We start from the raw sequence: 21,388 nt of genomic DNA on the forward strand, positions 1-21,388 counted from the left end.
TTGCGTTTCAGACGGGGCTCGGTCGGCAGGCTCTTCAGCCCTCGAGCCGTTCGCCGAGGACTGTCGGCTCAGGCCGGTTCGCAGACCTTGCGGGTCAGGCTGGCGATCAGCTCGCCGTTCGGCCGATAGACTTTGCGGAAGCGCCCGGCGTCCCAGCCGCAGCTCTTGCAGCTGCAGGTCCCGCCCAGGTGGCAGCTTGGCGTCAGCTCCTTGAGTCGGACGCTTTGGCCGCCGTCGACCGGACGGATGCTGGTGACGGTGTACAGGCCGCCGAGGTTCGGCATGACCTGGCTCTCGGGGCGGCTGGGCGTGTCGTCGACGCATTCGACGATGTCGCCGGTCGTAATATCGCTCAAGGTAACGCTGAGCCTCTCGCACTGGCCGCGCGGAATGGCTCCGGCGGACCTGATCTGGAAGGTCCGCGAGTCTAGCGCCTGCGCGGCCGCCGGGCCCTGCGACCCAGTGACCGCGCAGCGCTTGATGGGCTCAGTAGATGACCCGGCCGCCGTTCACGCCGAAGGTCTGGCCGGTGATGTAGCCGGCGGCCTCCGAGGCCAGGAAGCCGCAGGCCGCGGCGATGTCCTCGGGTTTGCCGGCGCGCTTCATCGGCGAGGCCGCGGCGATGGCGTCGACGTCGACCGGCGACGAGCGGGTCATCGGGGTGTCGATGAAGCCCGGCGGGATGTTGTTCACGGTGATCCCTTGCGCGGCGAACTCCTGGGCCAGCGACTTGGTCAGCGCGACGATCCCGCCCTTCGAGGACGAGTAGTGCGTCATGCCCATCGCGCCGGTCTGGGCCGACGAGGAGGAGATGTTGATGATCCGGCCCCAGCCGGCGGCCAGCATGTCGGGGACCGCCGCCTGGGTCAGGAAGAACGGCCCCATCAGGTTGATCCGGTAGATCCGCTCCAGGTCCTCGGGGCTGATCTCCAGGAAGGCCTTGAAGCCGGTGATCCCGGCGTTGTTCACCAGGACCAGCACCGGGCCCAGCTCGGTCCGGACGCGGCCGAGGATCTGCTCGATCGAAGCCCGGTCCGAGGCGTCGCCGATGTAGGCCTTGGCCTGGCCGCCTTCGGCCTCGATCAGGCGCACCGTCTCGGCGGCGCTCTCGGCGTTCAGGTCCCACACGGCGACCGCCGCCCCGTCGCGGGCCAGCTGCACGCTGCAGGCCCGGCCGATGCCGCTGCCGCCGCCGGTGACAACGGCCGTCTTACCCTTCAGGGACATGATCTTCCTCCGCGCTTATTGATTGGCGCTGAGTTGGCGGAGCCACGCCGCGCTCGTCTTGACCATGAGCGACAAAGTTTCAGCCGCGGCGGCCAAGCCTCAGCGCGCGGACAGCCCGGGGTTGGCGGCGCGAAGCGGCACCCGCAACGAGTTCATGAAGAAAGCGAGCTGCTGGTAGTAGCCGATCAGCATCGGCAGCTCGACGAGCTGGGCCTGCTCCAGCGTCCGGGCGAGGACCTCCCAGGTCGGGTCGGAGATCAGCGCGTCGGCGAGCAGCTCCTCCACCGCCGCCAGGATCGCGCGCTCATGATCGGTCCAGCCCGCCGCGGCGGAGCCTTCGATCACCCGCTCGATGTCGGCGCTGGTCAGCCCGCACTTCTTGCCGATCGTGACGTGCTCGCCCCAGACGTAGGGGACCTTGCTGAGCCAGCCGACGCGCAGGATCGCCAGCTCGCGGTCCCGCGGCGCCAGGACGCCGTCGACCAGCAGGTGGTTCCCCAACGGCCGGTAGTGGCGCAGGAACTCCGGGGTGTGCAGCAGGATCGCGTAGTTGGCCGGCAGGACGCCGTGGATGGCGTAGCCGCGGGGGGAGGTGCACATTGCGCGCATCTCGTCGGTGATCTCAGCCGGCGGCGCGACCCTCGGCGGCTTGCCCAGGATCAGGGCTTCGCGTTCCTCGATGTCCGTGCGCTCGGCCGTCTGCGCCATGGTCGGCTTCCTCCACTGACTGTTCTGGCCGCGTCGCGCGGTCGCTTTGCCCTAGCTTCCAGGGTGAGCGCGGCGGCCGCAACCCGCTGCGGCGATATCTACAGCCCGTCGTTCCAGCGCTATCGTCGCAGCGCAGTGGCCGGGCGAGTCGCGACCTGAGCCGGGCGAACAGGGAGAGGCGGGGCGATGAGCAGCGGGCCCACGGAGCCGGCGGCGTGAAGGCCGCCTCGGCGCTCGACTACCGCGAGCTGGCGCGTCGGCGGCTGCCGCGCTTCCTCTTCGACTACATCGACGGCGGCTCCTACGCCGAGGTGACGCTGCGCCGCAACGTCGCCGATCTCGAGCAGATCGCGCTGCGCCAGCGCGTGCTGCGCGACGTTGCCGAGCTCGACCTGACGACCGAGCTGTTCGGCCAGAAGCTGGCCATGCCGGTGGTGCTCTCGCCGGTAGGCCTGTCGGGCATGTACGCCCGCCGCGGCGAGGTGTCGGCGGCCCGCGCGGCCCAGGCCGCCGGCGTCCCGTTTTGCCTGTCGACCGTCGGGGTCTGCTCGCTGGAGGAGGTTGCGCGCGGGGTCAGCGAGCCGTTCTGGTTCCAGCTCTATATGATCCGCGACCGCGGCTTCATGCGCGACCTGCTGGCCCGGGCGCGCGAGGTCCGTTGCGCGGCGCTGGTGTTCACCGTCGACATGCCGGTGGCCGGCTCGCGCTATCGCGACCTCCGCTCAGGCCTGACCGGCGCGGCCGGGCTCGGCGGAGCGCTGCGCCGCGTCTGGCAGGCGGCGCAGCATCCCGGCTGGGCCTGGGACGTCGGCCTGCACGGCCGGCCGCACAGCCTGGGCAATGTCGTTCCGGTGCTCGGCGGCAAGAGCGGGATCGACGACTTCTTCGCCTGGCTGGGCGGCAACTTCGATCCCGGGATCTCCTGGAAGGACCTCGACTTCATCCGCAGCGAATGGACCGGGCCGCTGATCATCAAGGGCGTGCTCGACGTCGAGGATGCGCGCGAGGCGGTGCAGATCGGGGCCGACGGCCTGGTCGTCTCCAACCATGGCGGCCGGCAGCTCGACGGGGTGCTCTCCACCGCCAGGGCGCTGCCGGCGATCGCCGACGCGGTCGGCGATGACCTGACCGTGCTGGTGGACGGCGGCGTGCGCTCGGGCCTGGACGTGGTCCGGATGCTGGCGCTGGGGGCGAAGGGCGTGCTGCTGGGGCGGGCCTGGGCCTATGCGCTGGCCGGCGGCGGCCAGGCCGGGGTCGCCCACCTCTTGCGGCTGGTCGAGGCGGAGATGCGGGTGGCCATGGCGCTGACCGGCGTCACCAGCGTCGCGCGGCTCGACCGCGACGCGCTGGCCAGCTGGTAACGGCGGGCGCGGGTGTGGCGGCGCGTCGTTTGGCGCCGGGCGGCGGGAAGGCTAGATACGGCGCTCAATACGGCGCTCAGCTGGTGCGGTCGGGTGGTGAACAACTAGTGGCGAAGGCTCAGGAGCAGCTGGCGCGGGCGATCGAGCTCGGCGCGGTGGCTCAGCAGATCACCTCGGACCTGACGCGTCCGAACCCCAGGATCTACTGGACGGACCTGCTGCTGACCGCGGCGGTGGTCTATGGCGGCCTGGCGCTGGCGGTGCTGGGGCAGGGCGCCTGGGCCTGGATCGGCGCGCTCGCCGCGGTGCTCGCGCTCTATCGCGCCGTGAGCTTCATCCATGAGCTGACGCATCTGCGCGCCGGCGACGCGCCGGGTTTCCGCGCGGGCTGGAACGCGCTGATCGGCGTGCCCTTCCTCGCGCCTTCGCTGCTCTACGAGGGCGTCCACAACCTGCACCATCTCAAGCAGTTGTACGGCACCGCCGACGATCCGGAGTACCTGCCGCTGGCGCGCGGCCGGCCGCTGGCGATCGCCGGCTTCCTGGCGGTGGCGGGCCTGGCGCCGCTTGGCAGCTTCCTGCGCTTCGCGGTGCTGGGGCCGCTGTCCTTGCTGGCGCCGCGTTGGCGTCCGGCGGTGGTCGCCCGCTTCTCGGCGATGTGCATCAACCCGGCGTTCCGGCGTCAGGACTTCGGCGTCGCCCGGCGCCCAGCGTGGCGGGCGCAGGAGATCGGCGCCTGGCTCTGGAGCTGGACGCTGGTCGGCCTGGTCGTCGCGGGCGGGCTGCCGGCCCGATTCGTGCTGACCGGCGTGGCGATCATGGCCGCGGTGACGCTGGTCAATCAGCTGCGCACCCTAGTCGCCCACGCCTGGCGCAGCGACGGCCGGCCGATGACGCTGACCGAGCAGTACCTGGACTCGATCAACGTGCCGCGCGGCTGGCTGCCTTTGCTCTGGGCGCCGGTCGGTCTGCGTTACCACGCCCTCCACCACCTGCTGCCGCGGGTGCCGTACCACAACCTCGCCGAGGCGCATCGACGCCTCGCCGCCGCGCTGCCGCGGGAGTCCGCCTACCACGGAGCCCATCATCGCGGGCTGTTCGCGCCGCTGAAGGCGCTGATCGCGAGTTCGGCGGCCTCAGCCCGTGGACAGGGGCCGGCGTGAACGCCGAAAGCGACGGGGCCGAAGGCGACGGGGACGAGCGTCCGGCGGCCAGCGTCGGCGCGATCTTTCGACGCATCCTGGGCAACGCTGGCAAGCTGCTCGGCGGGCGCGCGGTCAACGCCGTCGTCAGCCTCGGCTACACGGCGGTGACGGCGCGCGCGCTGGGCGTCGACGGCCTGGGCGTGCTGGTGATGATCAACGCCTTCGCCCAGTTGCTCGGCGACGTGGTCAAGTTCCAGTCCTGGCAGACGGTGCTGCAGTACGGCGCCGAGCCGCTGGCGCATCGGCGGCTGGACGATCTGCAGCGGGTCGTCCGCTTCACCATGCTGCTCGACATCGCCAGCGGGGTGATCGGGGTGATCGTCGGCGTCGCCGGCGCGCTGATCTTCGGGCCGCAGCTCGGCTGGACCGCGGCGCAGGCGCCGCTGGCGGCGGCCTATGCGGCCTCGGCCTTCTTCATGACCGCCGCCGCGCCGCTCGGCGTGCTGCGGCTGCTCGACCGGTTCGACGTGCTGGCGACCAACGCCGCGGTGATCTCCCTGGTGCGGCTTGCCGGCTGCGGCTTGGGCTTTGCGCTGCACGCCGACCTGGCCTTTTTCCTGCTCGTCTGGGCGCTGGGGACGATCGCCGGCTACGTCCAGCTGCTGGTCGTCGCGGTGCGCGAGATGCGCCGGCAGGACCTGTTGCACGGCTTCCGCTGGTTCGGGCCGGTGCAGATCCGCGCGGAGGGCGTCTGGCGCTTTGCCTGGGCGACCAACCTCAACGCCACGGTCGGCGTGGCCTTCACCCACCTGGTGACCCTGATCGTCGGCGGCCTGCTGGGGCCGTCGGAAGCCGCGCTCTGGCGGGTCGGCCGGCAGGTCGCCGACGCCATCGCCAAGCCGGTGCGGCTGCTCACCCCGGCGCTCTACCCCGAACTGGTCCGCCTGATGGTCGAGGGGCGCGAGCACGAGATGTGGCGGCTGACCGGCCGAATCGCCCTGACCGCCAGCGGCGTCGGCCTGCTGCTGCTGGCGGTTTCCGGCTTCGCCGGCGCGCCACTGCTGCAACTTGTCATGGGCCCCGGCTTCGCGGCGGCGGCCGGGATCATGACCTGGCAGGTCGCCGCCGCGGTGATCAACCTGATCAGCCTGCCGCTCGAGCCGATGGTGATCACTCTGGGCAAGGCCGGCGCGACGGTGTGGGTGCGGGTGGCGGCGGCGGTCGTCTACATCGCGGCGCTGCCGTTCCTGGTGCCGCGCTATGGCCTGACGGCAGCCGGCGCGGGGCTCGTGGCCTCCACTGCGGCCATCGCGCTGGGGATGTTCTGGCTGCTGATGCAGCAGCGTGCGGAGGGGCGCGGCGGAAAGTCCCTTGATCATCCCCCCCCGCCTCGGTGAAACAGGCGCCGTGAACGTGACCCCGACTGCACCGAACCGCGCGATCCGCTGCGGAGACTTCGCCACCCTGACGGAGGCGCTGGACTTCGCCGCCACCGGCGAGACGGGCCTGAACTTCCACGACGTGCGCGGCAAGTTGATCTTGGCGCTGCCGTATGGCGACCTGCGCGAGCAGGCGCTGGAGTTCGCCCGCGGCCTGTTGGCCGCCGGCCTTTCGCCGGGCGACCGGGTCGGCCTGATCGCCGACACCACGCCAGACTTCGTGCGCGCCTTCTTCGCCTGCCAGTACGCCGGCCTGGTCCCCGCGCCGATGCCGCTGCCGACGCCGCTCGGCGGGCGCGAGGCCTATGTGGCGCAGATCGCCCGCATGCTCAGCGCGGCCGCCGCCAGCGCGGTGATCGCCCCGGTCGAATTCGAAGCCTGGGCGGAGGACGCCGCCGGGGCCTCCGGCGTCGCGCGGACGCTGCGGCTGGCGGACCTCCCGGCGGGCGCCGACCAGGCGCTGCCGCAGATCTCGCCCGAACAGACCTCCTACCTGCAGTTCTCGTCCGGCAGCACCCGCACGCCGGCCGGCGTGGTGGTGACCCACCGGGCGCTGATGGCCAATGCGCTAGCGATCACCCGCGACGGGCTGCAGATCACGGCGGCGGACCGCGCCGTCTCCTGGCTGCCGCTCTATCACGACATGGGATTGATCGGCTTCCTGCTGAGCCCGCTGGCCAGCCAGATGACCGTCGACCTGCTGCCGACGGCGGCTTTCGTGCGCCGGCCGCTGTTGTGGCTCGACCTGATCGCCCGCCACGGCGGGACGGTCTCCTACAGCCCGACCTTCGGCTACGATCTCTGCGCGCGCCGTGGCGACGCCGCGAGCGAGGTCGACCTCTCGCGCTGGCGCATCGCCGGCGTCGGCGGCGACATGGTGCGGGCCGGCCCGCTGGAGGCCTTCGCCGAGCGGTTCGCCGCCGCCGGCTTCCAGCGCTCGGCCTTCGTCGCCAGCTACGGCATGGCCGAGGCGACGCTCGCGCTGACCATGGCGCCGCTGGACCAGGGGCTGCGCGCCGACACCGTCGACGTCGATCTCATGGAGCGTGACGGCACGGTCGCCGCCGGCGAGGCCGCCGAGCGTCGCCGCAGCTTCGTGCGCTGCGGCCCGATCCTGCCGGGCCACGAGCTGCAGGTCCGCGACGAGGCCGGCCAGGTTCTGCCGGAACGGCGGGTGGGGCGCATTTACGTGCGTGGCCCCAGCCTGATGCGGGAATACTTCCGCCAGCCCGAGGCCACCGCCGCGGTGCTGTCGGCGGACGGCTGGCTCGACACCGGCGACCTCGGCTACGTGGCCGACGGCGAGATCACGCCGACCGGGCGCTCGAAGGATCTGATCCTGCTGAACGGACGCAACATCTGGCCCCAGGACCTCGAGTGGACCGCCGAGTCGGGCGTCGAGGGCCTGCGCAGCGGCGACGTCGCGGCCATCGCGCTGGGCGAGTCGGAAGAGACGGTGATGCTGCTGGTGCAATGCCGCAGCAGCGACCCGGAGGTCCGCCAACGCATCAGCGAGGGGACGGCCGCCCTGATGCGGGCGCGGCACGGGGTCGACGCGCAGGTCCGGCTGGTGGGGTCCAGGGCGCTGCCGCAGACCTCCTCTGGCAAGCTCAGCCGTTCGAAGGCGCGCGCCCTATTCGAAAGCGGAGCCTTCGACCTCCTCGAAAGTTGAGCGGCATGCGGATCGCCGCAGTCACCGGCGCGACAGGCTTTCTCGGGCGGCACCTGGTCGGCGTGCTCGCCGAGCAGGGGTGGGCCGTGCGCGCGCTGGTGCGTCGCGACGCGGTGCTGGTCGCCCCGGCCGGCGTGGAGCCGGAGATCGTCATCGGCGGCCTGGCGGACGAGGCGGCGCTCAACCAGCTCTGTCGCGGCGCCGAGGTCGTGATCCATGCGGCGGGGCTAATCAAGGCGCCCAGCATCGCGGCGTTCACCGAGGCCAATGTCGAGGGCAGCCGCCGGGTCGCCCAGGCGGCCCGCCGCGCCGGCGTCGGGCGGGCGCTGCTGGTCTCCAGCCTGGCGGCGCGGGAGCCGCAGCTGTCGCCCTACGCCGCGAGCAAGCGCGGCGGCGAGGCGGCGGCGCAGGCCGTCCTGGGCGATCTGGTCAGCGTGCTGCGGCCGCCGGCGATCTACGGCCCGGGCGACCTGGAGACCCTGGGGGTGTTCGAGGCGGCGCAACGGCTGCCGGTGGCGCCGGTGTTCGATCGGCGCGCGCGAATCGCGATGATCCACGTGGCCGACGCTGCGCGTCAGATCGCCACTGCGGCCGACCGCGTCCCTGACAAATCCGTCGTCGCACTATCTGATGGGCGGTCTGACGGCTATAGCTGGCGCGAGATCGTCGAGGCCGCGGCGCAGGCCGTGGGACGTTCGCCGCGTTTGTTGGAGCTGCCGTCGGCGGTGCTGGCGGTAGCCGGCGTCGCCGGCGCCGTGCAACGCTGCTTCGGCGGTGATTCGATTCTCAGCCCGGGAAAGGCGAGGGAGTTGCGCCATCTCGACTGGAGCGTGCGTCCTGATGAGATTTGGGACGACGCACCCGAGGCAAATTTTGATATCACCACCGGATTCGCGCAGACGGTGGCGTCGTGGCGCGTGGCCAAAAAGCTGCGTTCATGAACCTTTTCTTGCGGATAGACGACACAACTATGGCAATCCGAGCGAAGCATGATTAGCTGTGCACGGGGCGCCGTATCCGGGGGTGACATGGCCGAACTCGTCGTGGATCTAACGGTGCGCGAAATTGGTCGCGCGGCCGAGGAGGTGCTCGGCAAGCCGGTGACCGTCAGCGCTGAGACGGACATTGCTCGCGATCTCTCCGTCGACTCATTGGCATTGATGAACATCGTTATGGAACTTGAGGACAAGTTCGACCTGTCGATCCCGCTGGATCGCATGGCGGACGTCCAGACCGTGGGCCAATTGGCTGCGGTCATTGATGAACTGCGGGCGAAGGTCTGAGCCGTTGGGACTTCTCGACAAGCACGTCTCGCAGATCCGCGCATACTCCGGGATCAAGGATCACGGCGCGGATCCATTCAATGTCCGTTTCGATCGCGTTCTGTCGCCGACCGAAGCTGAGCTCAATGGCCGTCGGGTCATCCTGCTCGGTACGAACAATTACCTGGGCCTGACCTTCGATCCGGAGTGCGTTGACGCCTCCATCGAGGCCGTCCGCGCCTGGGGGACCGGCACCACCGGCTCGCGGATCGCCAACGGCAGCTTCGGTGGCCACCTGGCGATGGAGCAGGATCTCGCGCGCTTCTATGGCCGCAAGCACGCCATGGTCTTCACGACCGGCTATCAGGCGAACCTCGGGGTGCTGTCGGCTCTGGTCGGACGCGGCGATCACCTGATCCTCGACGCCGACAGCCACGCCAGCATCTATGACGGCGCGCGCCTCGGCCACGCCGAGGTGATCCGCTTCCGGCACAACGATCCGGAAGACCTCTACAAGCGCCTGCGTCGCCTGGAAGGCACGCCGGGCGAGCGCCTGATCGTCGTCGAGGGCATCTACTCGATGATGGGCGACGCCGCGCCGCTGAAGGAGATCGTCGACGTCAAGCGTCAGTCGGACGCCTACCTGCTGGTCGACGAGGCGCACTCGATGGGCGTGCTCGGCGAGAAGGGCCGCGGCCTGGCCGAGGTCGAGGGCGTCGAGGACGACGTCGACTTCATCGTCGGCACCTTCTCGAAGAGCCTGGGTGCGATCGGCGGCTTCTGCGTGTCGAACGACGACGACTTCGACATCCTGCGCGTGGTCACGCGGCCCTACATGTTCACCGCCTCGCTGCCGCCGGCGATCGTCGCCTCGACGCTGAAGGCGCTGCAGCGGGTCGAGAACGACCGCACCCTGCGGCCTCAGTTGCAGGCCAACGCCGAGCGGCTGTTCCGCGGCCTCAACGCCCTGGGCTTCACGACCGGGCCGAACCCCAGCCCGATCGTCGCGGTGGTCATGCCCGACCTCCCGGCGGCGCTGGGGATGTGGAACGCCCTGCTGGGCGGCGGGGTCTATCTGAACCTCGCGCTGCCGCCGGCGACGCCGAACAACCGGCCGCTGCTGCGCACCAGCGTCAGCGCCGCGCACACGCCGGAGCAGATCGACCAGGTGCTCGACGTCTTCGAATGGGCGGGCCGTGAACTCGGCGTGCTGCCGGTCCAGGGGCAGCGGGCGTCCGGCTGACCTCGCCGGTGCGCGTTGGAGCGGCCTCGCCCTCGAACGCGCGCTAGGCTTTTGCTCTAGAACACGTTTTGACGGTCAGGCGCTTTTGCCTGACCGTTGACGTGTCTTGGCGCGCCACAGCCCCCACGCCAGCGCCGGTACGGCGAGCAGCGGATGACGCTCGCGCCAGGGCGTGAGCGCGACGGCCACGCCGGTGTGGCGCTCGATCTTCCACGCCGCATAGCGGGCGGCGCCTTCGAACGTGGAGGTCGCCTTCACCAAGCGGGCCGCGTTCAGCGGCTTGCCGAACCGCGCGCGCCGGCCCCAGCCGCGCCGCAACTCGCGGGCCGCCGCCGGGCTCAGCTCGGCGCGCAGGATCTCGCCCGACCGGGCGAAGGCGACGCCGCCGCTCGCCCAGGCCGTGGGCAGAAGCTGCGCGTAGCGCTGCGGATCAAAGCCGAGGATCTCCCGCTCGCGGCCCGGCTTCTCGACCCGAAGCTCCGCCTTGTAGGTGTTGCGGAACAGCGCCTGCCAGTAGTCCTCGGCGCGGCCTTCGGCCGGGCCGAGCGCCGCGGCGTAGCGGCCGGCGGTCTCGCAGGCGGCGGCGATCGCCGCGGTCACCGCCTCTTCGGCTTGCGGGTCCGCCGCCCAGGCCAGGGCCGACGGCTGCACGAACCGGGTCCAGATCGTGGTGTCGAGGAAGCCGTCCGCCGCGGCGCGGGCGAAGATCGCCAGCGGCATGGTCGCCACCTTGGCGCGCACGGTGCGGCCGGCGATCTGCATCTCCCGGTAGGAGACGTCGGGCCAGAGGTGACGCGAGAGCCAGCCGCGCCAGCCCTTGCCGCGTCCGTCGCCGGTCAGGATGTAGAAGTCGAGCACGCCATCCAGGTCGCCGGTGCGCAGCACCGAGCCGTAGAACAGCACCGCCCGCGCCCCGACCTCCTTGGCCAGCGCCGCGGCGAAGGCCCGCGCCTCCGGCGGGCAGGGCGCGGCCAGCTGATCGGCGACGAACGCGCGCAGCTCCAGGTTCACGGAACCACGAACTCCACCGGCGCGCCGGCGCGGACGTCGAGCTGGCCGCCGGCGTAGACCTCGCCGTCGAGCACGAAACTGGTCTCCAGGGCGACCTCGAAATGCTCCAGCGCGCGGCGCTGGTAGCCGGCCGATTCGAGCCAGGGGGCGTCGGCCCCGCTCAGCACGATCGGCAAGGCGTTCAGCAGGCGCTTCGGCGGGGCCCTGACCGTGAGGCTTCGCAGCGGGCCGCCGCTCTTCGGCGGGCCGAACGGCTGCACGTCGAGCGGCAGGCGTTCGAGCGTCGAGGCGAGGATCAGGAAGACGTCGGCCGGCTTGGGGGGCTGGCCGGCGAAGCCCAGCCGCATCGGCTCGCCATCGCGCCAGCCGCTGTGGCGGCCGCCGAACAGGGTCTGGAAGGTCGCCGCGCCGAGGGTCAGGCCGACGGCCAGGCCCTCGAAAGCGCCCATCTTGTGCGTGCGCTGGGCGAGATCGGTCGCGCGGACGAACGCCCCGGCCCCGAAGATGAAGCCGCGCGCCAGCGGCGTCGTCTCGCCCGCGCGGGCCACTTCGAGCGGGCGGCGGGGGCGCGTGCGCCCTTTCCGGGCGCTCTCGAGCGCGGCCTCCAGCGGCCAGTCGCGCGGCGCGCCGAGGTCGAGGGCGAGCGCATTGGTCTTGCCGGACGGCAGCACGGCCATCGTCGGCATGCCGTCGGTGAAGTGCGTCGCGGCCTGGGTCATCACGTCGCGAACCGTGCCGTCGCCGCCGTCGACGACCAGCAGGTCGATCCCCTGTTGCGCGAAGCGCGCCAGGACGGCGTCCAATTCGTCATGGCTGTGCGGGGCCTCGACGAGGACGCTTTCCGGCGGGCGCGGCGGCGGGTCCGCTGCGCTGGAGTTGCGACGGCTCCTGGGGTTGTGGATGACGCCGACGCGGTTCACCGCGACAGCCAGGAGACGACGCTGCCGCGCGGCGCGGCCATCGCCTGGACCAGCTGCGCCACGTGAACCAGGAAGGACAACGCGGTCCACAGCGCCATGGCGGCGAAGCCGACGTCCGGTCGGCCGAGCAGCGCGCAGCCGGTCAGCAGGATCAGGTTCGGGTTGCGCCGCGCGGTGATCTCGCGGAACCAGCTGTCGAACGGCCGCCAGGCATGCACGTGCATGTCGAACATCCGCATGAAGATGCCTTCGACGACGCGCTGGGCGACGTAGCCGACGATCACCACGCCCAGCATCAGCTCGCCGTAGGGCAGCGGCGGGTAGGGGCCGTTCTGCACCCCGACGTACCAGGCCCACCACCAGAACGGCGGGTGCACCAGGTCGATGCCGTGGTCGAAGATGTTGCCCCACTTCGACGAGGTCAGGGTGACGCGGGCGAGCTTGCCGTCGACGGTGTCGAGGAAGGTCATGATCCAGCCGCAGACCAGGCCGGCGGCGAAATGGCCCTGCCAGAACAGCACGAAGGCGGCGATCACCAGCACGAAGCCGGCGAAGGTCACCTGGTTCGGGGTGATCCCGGCGAGCGCGCACCAGCGGGTGACGATCCGCGCCGGCACCGGCCAGACGTGCTTAGTGACGAGGTCGGTGACGCCCTTGTAGGAGCCCTTGAACAGCCGCGCCTCGACCTGGCGCACGGTCGCGGGGCTCAGATGCTCCAGCACCGGCGGCTCGCGCTTGCGCAGCGCCTGATTGTAGGCGAGCGCGGCGGGGTCCAGCCGCTCCAGGCCGGCCAGCGCCGCCGAATCGCCGCGGCCTTCCAGGGCGTCAGCGACCTGCGCCGCGACGGTCCCGGCCACATGTGCGGCCAGCGGCTCGCCGGCGGGGCCGATCAGCAGGGCGTCCGGCCGCTTGGCCAGGGCCGCGATCAAGCTCTCGTCGTAGACCCAGTCGGCGCGGACCAGCACGACCCCGCCGGCGCCGGTCGCCAGCGAATCGCGCGCAACGTCGCGCAGGCCGACGCGGCGGAAGATCCGCTGCAGCCGTTCCGTCCCGGTCATGCCCCAGATACGGCCGTCGCCGGCCGCCAGAGTCACGCCCCGTTCCGCACTGCTCGCTCGATCCAAGTCCTGCCGCCCCTTATGCAAAATCGCCTGAGTTGATAACCAGCGAACCGAGCCCCTGGCCAGAGAGCTTTCAGTTGTCCGCCTTTCGTCTCGCCCACATCTCCGATCTGCACCTGACGCCACCGCCACGGCGCGGCCTCGAACTGCAGCCCAAGCGCTGGCTGAGCCGCTTTGCTTGGCGACGCAAGCGTCGCCGGCACAGCAGCGAAGTCCTGGCGGCCCTGGTCGAGGACCTCAAGGCGCATAAGCCCGATCACATCGCAATAACCGGCGATCTCACCAACTTCTCCACTACGGAGGAGTTCGCCGCGGCGCGTCGCTGGCTGGAGGCCTTGGGACCCGCAAGTGGGATCACCGTCAGCCCCGGCAACCACGATGCGCTAGTCGGCCGCAGCGGCCACGGGCGATTCGACACCTGGCGGCCCTGGCTGGGCGACGCGGACGTCACCGCGTTCCCGCAGGCGCGCCGGCGCGGGCCGGTGGCCATGGTGAACCTCTGCTCGGCCACGCCGACCGCGCCGCACCTGGCGCAGGGCGCGCTCGACACGGGGCAACTGGAACGCCTGCCCGAACTGTTGCGACGGCTGGGGGAGGAGGGGCTGTTTCGCGTCGTGCTGATCCACCATCCGCCGACCGCCGGAGTGGTCTCGCGGCGCAAGGCGCTGCGCCAGGCCCCCGAACTGGCGGCGATCCTGCGGGCGGAGGGCGCCGAACTGGTGCTGCACGGCCACGCGCACGAGGCCAACATGACGACCATGTCCGGCCCGCTCGGGCCGATCCCGGTGCTTGGGGTGCCGCCCGCCTCGGGCGACGGCGGCCACGACGAGCCGGCGCGCTGGCATTCAATCGAGGTCGAGGGCGCCGCCGAGGGCGGCTGGAGCGTGCGTCTGATCGCCCGCGGCCTCGTCGGCTCCGAGATGGTCGAACTCGGCCGCTACCGGCTCGCGCCGCTCAGCGGTAGCGCATCCGCAGGCTGATTGTCTTGCCGCCGGCGGGCAGCCGGAAGCGGACGTCGGCGAAGGCCGGCAGACCCATTCGCGCCGGCGCGTCGTTGGAGAAGCCGAAGCCTTCGGTCGGGCGGCCCAGCCCGTCGCGGTCGAAATCCCGGTCGCCATCCTGGTCGTGATAGACCGCCACGGCGTAGTGCCCGGGCGGCAGCCAGAAGCAGGCCCGCGTCACTGGAAGCGCGGCCGGCGTGCGCACGCGCCCCAGCTTGCCGCCGCGGGCGAGGAATCTCCGCACGTCGTCGGGATAGACGGTGATCGCCACTTCGCCCTTGGCGGCGCGTACGTTCGTGGCCTCCACCGTCAGTTTGACCGCGTCGCCGCCAGGGTGTCCGTGACAGGCCTCGGCGGCGTGCGCCGCCCCGCCAGCGAGCGTCGCGGCGACGGCGGCGGCCAGCCACAGGCGTATTCTCGCTTTCATCAACTGAACTGAATTCCTAATGTCGTGGCCGCGGCCCGTTTTGCCGCCGAAACTGGCTTCATGACGAATCCGACGGCTCAGAAGTTTGGGTATCCGCGTAGCTTGGTCGCTGAAACGGCGAGCTGGCTTGTGCTTGTTCGCCCCTCTCAACCCACATTGAGTTCTCTGGTGCTGGTCTGCAAGGAGCCGGTGGAGGCTTTCTCCGACCTGAGCCCGCAGGCCTTCGCCGATCTGGCGACGGTGACGCGCGGGGTCGAGCGGACCCTGTCGCAGTTCGTCGGCTACGCGCGTATCAACTACCTCATGCTGATGATGGTCGACCGCGACGTGCACTTCCATGTGCTGCCCCGCTACGAGGGCGGGCGCGACTTCGAGGGGCGGTCGTTCATCGACGAGGGCTGGCCGGGACCGCCGAAGCTGTCGCCGGCGATCGACCTCGACGCCGCGGCGCTCGATTCGCTGACCGAGCGCCTGCGCGCGCTCTGGTCGGCCGCCTAACCGGGGCCGCGCGTGAAACTTCTCGACCGCTACATTCTGCGGATGACGCTGGGCCCGCTGGGCGCGGCGCTCGGCGTGACGCTGGTGGCCCTGCTGCTGGAGCGGGTGCTGCGGCTGCTCGACCTGCTGTCGGAAAGCAGCGGGCGATTCGGCTTCGTGATGCAGCTGGCCGCCAACCTCGTGCCGCACTACCTCGGGCTGACGCTGCCGGCCGGCCTGTTCATCGCGCTGTTCGTGGTTGTCACGCGGCTGAACGAGGGCTCGGAGATCGACGCCCTACTGGCCAGCGGGGTCTCGCTGACCCGGCTCGTCGTGCCCTACCTGGCGCTCGCCTCGGTGCTGATGCTGATCAGCCTTGTGCTGTTCGGCTTCCTCCAGCCCTACAGCCGCTACGCCTATCGCGCGGTGCTGCACGCGGCCGAGACGGCCGGCTGGAGCGGTACGGCGGAGCCACAGACCTTCTTCGCGCCGGATGCGAACCTGATGATGACCGCCGACCGGGTGAACGCGACCGGCGAAGAGCTTGGCGGCGTGTTCATCCGCCGGACGCTGGATGACGGACGCGAGGAGGTGACCACCGCCCGCAGCGGTCGCCTGATCCGCGATCCCGACGGCGTGCACGTGCGTCTGGAGCTGACCGACGGCCAGCAGTTCAGCACCGCGACGAGCGGTGCGGCCCGTGTGCTCAGCTTCCAGAGCTTCGGCCTGGACCTGCCGCTGACCAGCGCCGAGACCCTGTTGCGCGGCCGCGGCCGCGACGCCCGCGAACTCACCCTGGCTGAGCTGGTGCGACAGGCGGCGCGCTCAAATTCGATGATTCCGCGATCGGAGCTGCTGGCCGAGCTTTATGCGCGGTTGGCGCGCTCGTTCTCCCTGCCGTTGCTGCCGCTGCTGGCCGTGCCGCTGGGGCTTTCGGCGAAGCGCGGCGGGCGGGCGCCGGGGATCATCATCGCCGGCTTGATCCTGATCGCCTTCCAGCACACGCTGCAACTCGGCCAGAGCCTGGCGGCGAGCGGCAAGGCGGCGCCGGCCCTCGCCGTGGGCGGGCCGTTCTTCATCTTCGCGGCGATCTGCATCGTGACCTTCATGACCAGCAGCAAGCGGCCCGGCGAAACGCCGGTGGGGCTGATCGCTGAGCGGTTCGGCGACTTGATCGTCCGCTTCACGAAGCCGCGCCGCGAAGAAAAGGCCGCCGCGTGATCCTGCATCGCTATCTGCTGCGCCTGCTCGGGACGCGCGTACTTGCGGCCCTGGTCGTGCTGGTGTCGATCCTGCAGGTGCTCGATCTGCTGGACGCCACCACCGAAATCCTGGAGCGCAAGCTCGGCGTCGCCGGCGTGCTCTACTACTCCACCCTGCGGCTGCCGACGCTGATCCAGCAGGTGGCGCCGATCGCCGTGCTGGCGGGCTGCCTGTTCGCCTTCGCCCAGCTCGCCCGGGAAAACGCCGTCGTGGCGCTGCGCTCGACCGGCGTGTCGGTCTACCAGCTGCTCATGCGGATGGCCCCGGCGATGCTGACGGTGGTGGCGCTGCACCTGCTGTGCGTGCAGTGGCTGGCGCCGCGGGCCGAACAGGCGCTGGACGCCTGGTGGAGCCGCAGCACCCCGGCCACGGAGAAGGCGCCCGCGGGCCCGCGCAGCTTCCGGGTCGGCAACGACATCGTCAGCGCCGGCGCGGCCGCCGACTCCGGGCGGCGGCTGACCGATGTGCGGATCTATCGCCGCGACGCCGACGGGCGCCTGATCGAACGGCTGCGCGCTGAGGCGGCGACCTACGAGGGTGATGGCTGGCGGCTCGCCTCGCCGGTGTTCGAGACCCTGAGCGCCACCGGCGTCCAACACGGCGCGGCGCGCGAGATCGTCTGGCGGCCTGGGCCGCAGCCGGCGGATGTGCGCGCGATCTTCGCCGGCGACGCCTCGGTGGCGCCGAGTGCGGCGCGGCGGGCGCTGGCCGGCGGGGTGTCGGCCCGGCCGCCGTCCTTCTACGAGACCGCCCTGCAGCGGGCCTGGTCGGCCCCGTTCTCGGCCTTCGTCATGCTGCTGTTGGCCGGACCGGTCCTGCTGATCAATTTCCGCAGCGGCGGGGCGCGGACCATGGTCGCCTGCCTGGGGGCCGGGCTGGTCTTCATGGTGATCGACGGGGTCTTCTCGGCGATGGGCGAGGCGGGCAACATCCCGGCCGTCCTCGGCGCCTGGGCCGCGCCGACGATGTTCGCGGCGCTCGGCGCCACCGCGCTGCTCTACCAGGAGGGATGATGCTTGCTCGTGCGCCGCACGCGGGCGAGGTGACCGTCACGCCGGTCGCCTCGGCCGCCGAGCTCGACCGCTTCATTCGCGTTCCGATGCGGCTTAGCGCGGCGGATCCGAACTACATCGCCCCGCTGATGATGGAGCGCCGTGAGGCGCTGACGCCGAAAACCAATCCGTTCTTCGCCCACGCCGAGGTGCAGCTGTGGCTGGCCGTGCGCGACGGCCGCGACGTCGGCCGGATCAGCGCCCAGATCGACCAGCTCGCGCCTGGCGACGGCGGTCCGCCCGCCGGCCATTTCGGCATGATCGCCGCGGAGGACGACCCGACGATCTTCGCCGCCCTGTTCGCCGCGGCTGAAGCTTGGCTGCGCGAGCGTGGCTGCGCCCGCGCCCAGGGGCCGTTCAACCTGTCGATCAACGAAGAGGTCGGCGTGCTGGTCAACGGCTTCGACTGCCCGCCGATGCTGTTGATGGGACATGACGCCCCATACGTCGCGGCGCAGGTCGAGGCGCTCGGCTATCGCGGGATCAAGGACGTCTACGCCTACCTCAGCCGGATGGCGGACGACCTGCCGCCGAAGGTGCAGAAGCTGGTGGACCGTGGTCCGCCGGCGGGCGTGCGCCTGCGCATGCTCGACATGAAGCGCTACGACGAGGAGGTGGGCGTCCTCACCGAGATCCTCAACGACGCCTGGTCAGAGAACTGGGGCTTCACCCCGACCACCCCGGCGGAAACGGCGCAGCTCGCCAAGTCGCTGAAGCTGGTCGTCGATCCGCGGCTGGCCTGGTTCGCCGAGCTGGACGGCGAGATCGCCGGCTTCATCGTCATCCTGCCGAACGTCAACGAGGCGATTCGCGACCTGAACGGCCGGCTTGCGCCGTTCGGCTGGGCCAAGCTGTTGTGGCGGCTGAAGGTGAGCCGGGTGAAGAGCGCCCGCGTCCCGCTGATGGGCGTGCGGCGCAGGTTCCAGGGCTCCCGGCGCGGGCAGATGCTGCCCTTTCTGCTGATCGACGCGGCGCGCCGCGAGGCCCGCAAGCTCGGTTATGAGACGGTCGAGCTGTCCTGGATCCTCGACGACAACTGGCCGATGCGGCGGATCCTCGAGGCGGTCGACTCGCGCATCTACAAGACCTACCGGCTCTACGAGAAGAGCCTGGCATGACCGTGACGCGCGCCCTGGTGTTGGCGGGCGCCCGCCCGGAAACCGACCCCGCCGCCGCCTACGCCGGGGTGTCCCACAAGGGGCTGATCGTGCTCAACGGCCGGACGCTGCTCGCCCGCGTCGTCGCCGCTCTGCGCGGCGCCGGGGTCGAGCAGATCGCGGTCTCCGCCTCCGATCCGCAGGTGATGGCGCTCGCCGGCGAGCTCGGAGCCGAGGTGCTGCCGGCCGAGGCCGGCCCCAGCCTCAGCGCGCTGCGCGGCGTCGAGCGGCTGGGGACGCCGGTGCTGGTGACGACCTCGGACCATGCGCTGCTGCAGGCCGAGTGGGTCGCCCAGTTCGTGGCCGACGCGCCGGCGGCGGCGGACGTCTGCGTGCTGCTTGCCCGCCGCGAGGTGGTCGAGGCCGACGCGCCGGGGACCAAGCGCACCTATCTGAAGTTCGCCGACGATCAGTGGTCCGGCTGCAACCTGTTTCTGCTGCGCAACGCGCGCGGCCTGGCCGCCATCCAGCTCTGGCGCAGCATCGAGGCGGACCGCAAGCGGCCCTGGCGGATCATCCGCCGGCTCGGGCCGCTCACCCTGGTGCGCTACCTGCTGGGGCGGGTGACGCTGGCCGAAGCGCTGGCGCGCTTGAGCCGGCTCTGCGGCGCGACCGTTGCTGCAGTCCCCAGCCGTTTCGGTCTGGCCGCCGTCGACGTGGACAAGCCGGCCGACCTGGATCTCGTGCGTTCGCTGACCGAGGCCTAAATCCCGTCAAGTCGCGTGGACGTCGACGCCCATGCCGGCGAGCAGGGTGGTCGCCTGGTCGAGGGAGATCTTCAGATCTTCGCGGCTGGCCAGCTGGGTCAGGTCCAGCCCGGCGAGCTGAGCTTGCCGCAGGTCGGCACGGGCCAGCTTGGCGCCGGCGGTCAACGCCTGAACCAGGTCGCAGCCGCGCAGGTCGCAGCCTTCCAGGTCGGCGTCGAACAGCACGGCCTCGCGCAGGCTCGAGCCCGAGAGGTCGCAGCCCGGCAGCCGGATCCCGTTCAGGTCGGCGAGCTGGAGGTTGCAGCTGCGCAGCGCGCCGCTCCAGAGCGGACGCCCGCGGCCGAAGGTGCGGCTGAAATCCACCCGCTGGAACGCCGCGCCCCGAAGGTTGCAGCTGTCCATCTCCAGGCTGTAGGCCTCGCATCGCTCGAAGCGGGCGAACGACAGCTCGCAGCGTTCGAAGCGCGCCTCTTCCAGCCGGCAGAAGGCGAAGCGTGCGCCCTGGGCGCTGGCGTGGGCGAACTGGCACTCCTCGAAGCGGGCGTCGCGCAGGTCGGCGCTGGCGAACCGCACGGCTCCGAACCGGCACTGGCGGAAGCGCGCGCCCTGCAGCGCGGCGTTCTGCAGTTCGGCCGCGCCGAAGCTGCAGTTCACGAACTGGGCGTCGGTCAGGTCGGCGTTCGCATAGTCGCCGTCCGCGAGGTCCTGCCCCTCGTAGAGCCGGCCTGGCCCAAGCTTGACGTCGCCCATCGCGTTCCCTCCCGTCGTGATCGCAGGCCGGCAGCCTGTCGCGCGGGCGCGTCAGGTTCGGACGTAGCGGTCTGGCTTAAGCGGCCTCGGCGGTGGCCCAGCGGGCGGTGAGCGCGATGTTGGTCTGGACGTCTTCGGGGAAGTCGGTCTCGCCCCACTCCAGGCCCTCGATCGACTGGACGGCGACCGCCTCGGTGGTGTGGGCGATGTGGTCGATGACGCTGAGATACCAGCGCCGCAGGCCTTCCGGCCGGCGCATGGCCTCGTCCACGGCGTGCGAGAAGCGGTCGGCGCCCGGCGCAGAAAAACGCAGGAAGCCGATCGATTCGGCGTCGTAGGTCTCGATCGACTTGCCGATGGCGCACAGCCGCCGGCCGTTGGTCTGCACCTTCATGTCGTCGGAGTCGTAGGACCCCTTGCGGTCGATCGCGAGGGTGATCTCGCCGTCCGGGGCAGCGATCAGCCGCCGGGCGATCTCGGTCTCGAACAGGGTGTCGCCGTTCAGCAGCAGCACGGGACGGTCGAACTCGCGCCGCGCCAGCCAACAGGAGGCGAGGTTGTCGGCCAGTTCGAAGAACGGATTGAACAGGGTGCGGACCTTCATCCCGCCGTGCGGAATGCGGGCGATCTCGGCGTCGACCAGGTTGGCGCCGAAGCCGGTGACGATCACCGCTTCCTTGACGCCGGCCACTTCGAGGCGGTGCAGCTGCCAGCCCAGCATGGTGCGCCCTGAGAACTCGATCAGGCACTTCGGCCGCCGCTCGGTCAGCGGCCCGAGGCGCCGACCCTGGCCGGCGCTGAGGATGATCGCTCGTTCGGGAGAATCCAACGCTGGCTCCTGAGGGTTATTTCACGTTGAGGCGCGTGTGAACGCCGCCCTTGTAGGTGACCGAGTCGCCCTGGTCCTGAACCTGGAAGGAGCCGGCCTTCAACTGTCCGGCCGAGCCGGAGGCCTGCACGGAGCCCTTGCCGACGATGTCGCCGGTCTTGGAGTTGTAGGTCGCCGCGGGGCTGGTGAATTCGCCGGCCCGGCCGGTCATCTTGACGTCGCCGACCAACTCCAGCAGGCCGGCGGTCTCGTCGTAGACCCCGCCCTTGGCGGTCACGCGCATCTGGTCGGCGCCGTCCTGGTCGCGGATCAGCACCGGATTGTTCAGGCGGATGCGGTTCGTGCTGCCGTCCTCGCGCTGCGCGGTCGCGGCGCTGATGACGAAGGGGCGCTTCTGGCTGTCCTCGCCGATCAGCCGCGGGGCGATCATCTCGATCGGCTGCGTCGTGGCGGCGCGGACGCGGGCGCTGTTGAAGGCGCCGGTGATCACGCTGGCCAGCACCGTCAGCAGGATCAGCACGGCGAGCAAGGGCAGCACGATGCGCAGGGTCGCGATCAGCGACGGCCTGGGGCGACGAACGGCGGGGGCCTCGGTGGCGGACATTGAGGGTCTAGC

At 71.0% G+C, this 21,388-nt stretch carries 23 protein-coding genes; 13 read left to right on the forward strand and 10 right to left on the reverse strand.

All coding sequences use genetic code 11. The features are described 5' to 3' along the window. Positions 1 to 68 precede the first annotated feature (68 nt). The 3 genes from ACSQ14_RS08695 to ACSQ14_RS08705 all read right to left on the reverse strand — a co-directional run bounded on the left by ACSQ14_RS08695 (position 69) and on the right by ACSQ14_RS08705 (position 1,935). Entirely contained in the window at positions 69 to 356 is a 288-nt protein-coding gene (locus ACSQ14_RS08695; RefSeq protein ID WP_436011716.1) for a hypothetical protein, read from the reverse strand. A 130-nt stretch (positions 357 to 486) separates the two neighbouring features. Beyond that, positions 487 to 1,227, reverse strand: a complete 741-nt coding sequence (locus ACSQ14_RS08700; protein ID WP_436011718.1) for an SDR family NAD(P)-dependent oxidoreductase — start codon at positions 1,225 to 1,227, stop codon at positions 487 to 489. Between the two features lie 99 nt (positions 1,228 to 1,326). Then, positions 1,327 to 1,935 carry a carboxymuconolactone decarboxylase family protein gene (locus tag ACSQ14_RS08705; protein WP_436011720.1) on the reverse strand — a complete coding sequence of 203 codons (609 nt, stop codon included), beginning with the start codon at positions 1,933 to 1,935 and terminating at the stop codon, positions 1,327 to 1,329. A 215-nt stretch (positions 1,936 to 2,150) separates the two neighbouring features. On the opposite strand from ACSQ14_RS08705, the gene lldD reads away from it, so the two are divergent. The 7 genes from lldD (at position 2,151) to spt (ending at position 10,057) form a co-directional block, all read left to right on the forward strand. Beyond that, positions 2,151 to 3,296: an FMN-dependent L-lactate dehydrogenase LldD gene (gene lldD / locus ACSQ14_RS08710; RefSeq protein WP_436011722.1), complete on the forward strand. Its 1,146-nt coding sequence runs from the start codon at positions 2,151 to 2,153 to the stop codon at positions 3,294 to 3,296. 107 nt (positions 3,297 to 3,403) lie between these two features. Continuing rightward, the gene (locus ACSQ14_RS08715) at positions 3,404 to 4,459 is read left to right on the forward strand and encodes a fatty acid desaturase family protein (protein ID WP_436011724.1); all 1,056 of its coding nucleotides are present in this window, start codon (positions 3,404 to 3,406) and stop codon (positions 4,457 to 4,459) included. Then, the gene (locus tag ACSQ14_RS08720; protein WP_436011726.1) at positions 4,456 to 5,838 is read left to right on the forward strand and encodes a lipopolysaccharide biosynthesis protein; all 1,383 of its coding nucleotides are present in this window, start codon (positions 4,456 to 4,458) and stop codon (positions 5,836 to 5,838) included. The genes ACSQ14_RS08715 and ACSQ14_RS08720 overlap by 4 nt, the downstream gene beginning before the upstream one ends. 10 nt (positions 5,839 to 5,848) lie before the next feature. Beyond that, positions 5,849 to 7,552: a fatty acyl-AMP ligase gene (locus ACSQ14_RS08725; protein ID WP_436011728.1), complete on the forward strand. Its 1,704-nt coding sequence runs from the start codon at positions 5,849 to 5,851 to the stop codon at positions 7,550 to 7,552. Between the two features lie 5 nt (positions 7,553 to 7,557). Beyond that, on the forward strand, positions 7,558 to 8,493 hold the full coding sequence (locus ACSQ14_RS08730) for an NAD-dependent epimerase/dehydratase family protein (protein ID WP_436011730.1): 936 nt from the start codon (positions 7,558 to 7,560) through the stop codon (positions 8,491 to 8,493). 87 nt (positions 8,494 to 8,580) lie between these two features. Then, on the forward strand, positions 8,581 to 8,835 hold the full coding sequence (locus ACSQ14_RS08735; protein WP_436011732.1) for an acyl carrier protein: 255 nt from the start codon (positions 8,581 to 8,583) through the stop codon (positions 8,833 to 8,835). Positions 8,836 to 8,839: 4 nt separating this feature from the next. Next, complete coding sequence (gene spt, locus ACSQ14_RS08740) at positions 8,840 to 10,057, forward strand: serine palmitoyltransferase (RefSeq protein ID WP_436011734.1); 1,218 nt, start codon at positions 8,840 to 8,842, stop codon at positions 10,055 to 10,057. Between the two features lie 75 nt (positions 10,058 to 10,132). Here the strand turns inward: spt and ACSQ14_RS08745 are convergent, their stop codons facing one another. From ACSQ14_RS08745 to ACSQ14_RS08755, 3 genes are read right to left on the reverse strand one after another with little or no spacing between them, the layout of a single operon-like run. Then, positions 10,133 to 11,068, reverse strand: a complete 936-nt coding sequence (locus tag ACSQ14_RS08745; RefSeq protein WP_436011736.1) for a hypothetical protein — start codon at positions 11,066 to 11,068, stop codon at positions 10,133 to 10,135. Continuing rightward, entirely contained in the window at positions 11,065 to 11,988 is a 924-nt protein-coding gene (locus ACSQ14_RS08750; RefSeq protein WP_436011738.1) for a diacylglycerol/lipid kinase family protein, read from the reverse strand. The genes ACSQ14_RS08745 and ACSQ14_RS08750 overlap by 4 nt, the downstream gene beginning before the upstream one ends. After that, the gene (locus tag ACSQ14_RS08755) at positions 11,985 to 13,082 is read right to left on the reverse strand and encodes a CDP-alcohol phosphatidyltransferase family protein (RefSeq protein WP_436011741.1); all 1,098 of its coding nucleotides are present in this window, start codon (positions 13,080 to 13,082) and stop codon (positions 11,985 to 11,987) included. The genes ACSQ14_RS08750 and ACSQ14_RS08755 overlap by 4 nt, the downstream gene beginning before the upstream one ends. 104 nt (positions 13,083 to 13,186) lie before the next feature. On the opposite strand from ACSQ14_RS08755, the gene ACSQ14_RS08760 reads away from it, so the two are divergent. Beyond that, positions 13,187 to 14,089, forward strand: a complete 903-nt coding sequence (locus tag ACSQ14_RS08760; RefSeq protein WP_436011743.1) for a metallophosphoesterase family protein — start codon at positions 13,187 to 13,189, stop codon at positions 14,087 to 14,089. On the opposite strand, the gene ACSQ14_RS08765 is transcribed toward ACSQ14_RS08760, so the two are convergent. Continuing rightward, positions 14,064 to 14,537, reverse strand: a complete 474-nt coding sequence (locus tag ACSQ14_RS08765; RefSeq protein WP_436011745.1) for a DUF2141 domain-containing protein — start codon at positions 14,535 to 14,537, stop codon at positions 14,064 to 14,066. The genes ACSQ14_RS08760 and ACSQ14_RS08765 overlap by 26 nt on opposite strands. 60 nt (positions 14,538 to 14,597) lie before the next feature. On the opposite strand from ACSQ14_RS08765, the gene ACSQ14_RS08770 reads away from it, so the two are divergent. From ACSQ14_RS08770 to ACSQ14_RS08790, 5 genes are read left to right on the forward strand one after another with little or no spacing between them, the layout of a single operon-like run. Beyond that, positions 14,598 to 15,035 carry an HIT family protein gene (locus ACSQ14_RS08770; protein ID WP_436015389.1) on the forward strand — a complete coding sequence of 146 codons (438 nt, stop codon included), beginning with the start codon at positions 14,598 to 14,600 and terminating at the stop codon, positions 15,033 to 15,035. Between the two features lie 12 nt (positions 15,036 to 15,047). Then, positions 15,048 to 16,235, forward strand: a complete 1,188-nt coding sequence (locus ACSQ14_RS08775) for an LptF/LptG family permease (protein ID WP_436011747.1) — start codon at positions 15,048 to 15,050, stop codon at positions 16,233 to 16,235. Then, on the forward strand, positions 16,232 to 17,290 hold the full coding sequence (locus ACSQ14_RS08780; protein ID WP_436011749.1) for an LptF/LptG family permease: 1,059 nt from the start codon (positions 16,232 to 16,234) through the stop codon (positions 17,288 to 17,290). Before ACSQ14_RS08775 ends, ACSQ14_RS08780 begins: the two co-directional genes overlap by 4 nt. Next, complete coding sequence (locus ACSQ14_RS08785; RefSeq protein ID WP_436011751.1) at positions 17,287 to 18,447, forward strand: dATP pyrophosphohydrolase; 1,161 nt, start codon at positions 17,287 to 17,289, stop codon at positions 18,445 to 18,447. Before ACSQ14_RS08780 ends, ACSQ14_RS08785 begins: the two co-directional genes overlap by 4 nt. Further along, complete coding sequence (locus ACSQ14_RS08790) at positions 18,444 to 19,193, forward strand: nucleotidyltransferase family protein (RefSeq protein ID WP_436011753.1); 750 nt, start codon at positions 18,444 to 18,446, stop codon at positions 19,191 to 19,193. The genes ACSQ14_RS08785 and ACSQ14_RS08790 overlap by 4 nt, the downstream gene beginning before the upstream one ends. A gap of 6 nt (positions 19,194 to 19,199) precedes the next feature. On the opposite strand, the gene ACSQ14_RS08795 is transcribed toward ACSQ14_RS08790, so the two are convergent. From ACSQ14_RS08795 to lptC, 3 genes are all read right to left on the reverse strand, one after another. Then, on the reverse strand, positions 19,200 to 19,943 hold the full coding sequence (locus ACSQ14_RS08795; RefSeq protein ID WP_436011755.1) for a pentapeptide repeat-containing protein: 744 nt from the start codon (positions 19,941 to 19,943) through the stop codon (positions 19,200 to 19,202). A 76-nt stretch (positions 19,944 to 20,019) separates the two neighbouring features. After that, positions 20,020 to 20,772, reverse strand: coding sequence for an NTP transferase domain-containing protein (locus ACSQ14_RS08800; RefSeq protein ID WP_436011757.1), 753 nt, complete (start codon positions 20,770 to 20,772; stop codon positions 20,020 to 20,022). A 16-nt stretch (positions 20,773 to 20,788) separates the two neighbouring features. Then, on the reverse strand, positions 20,789 to 21,376 hold the full coding sequence (gene lptC, locus ACSQ14_RS08805; RefSeq protein ID WP_436011759.1) for an LPS export ABC transporter periplasmic protein LptC: 588 nt from the start codon (positions 21,374 to 21,376) through the stop codon (positions 20,789 to 20,791). Positions 21,377 to 21,388 lie beyond the last annotated feature (12 nt).

It is taken from the genome of Phenylobacterium sp. LjRoot219, from assembly GCF_964252995.1.
Classification (GTDB): Bacteria; Pseudomonadota; Alphaproteobacteria; order Caulobacterales; family Caulobacteraceae; genus Phenylobacterium.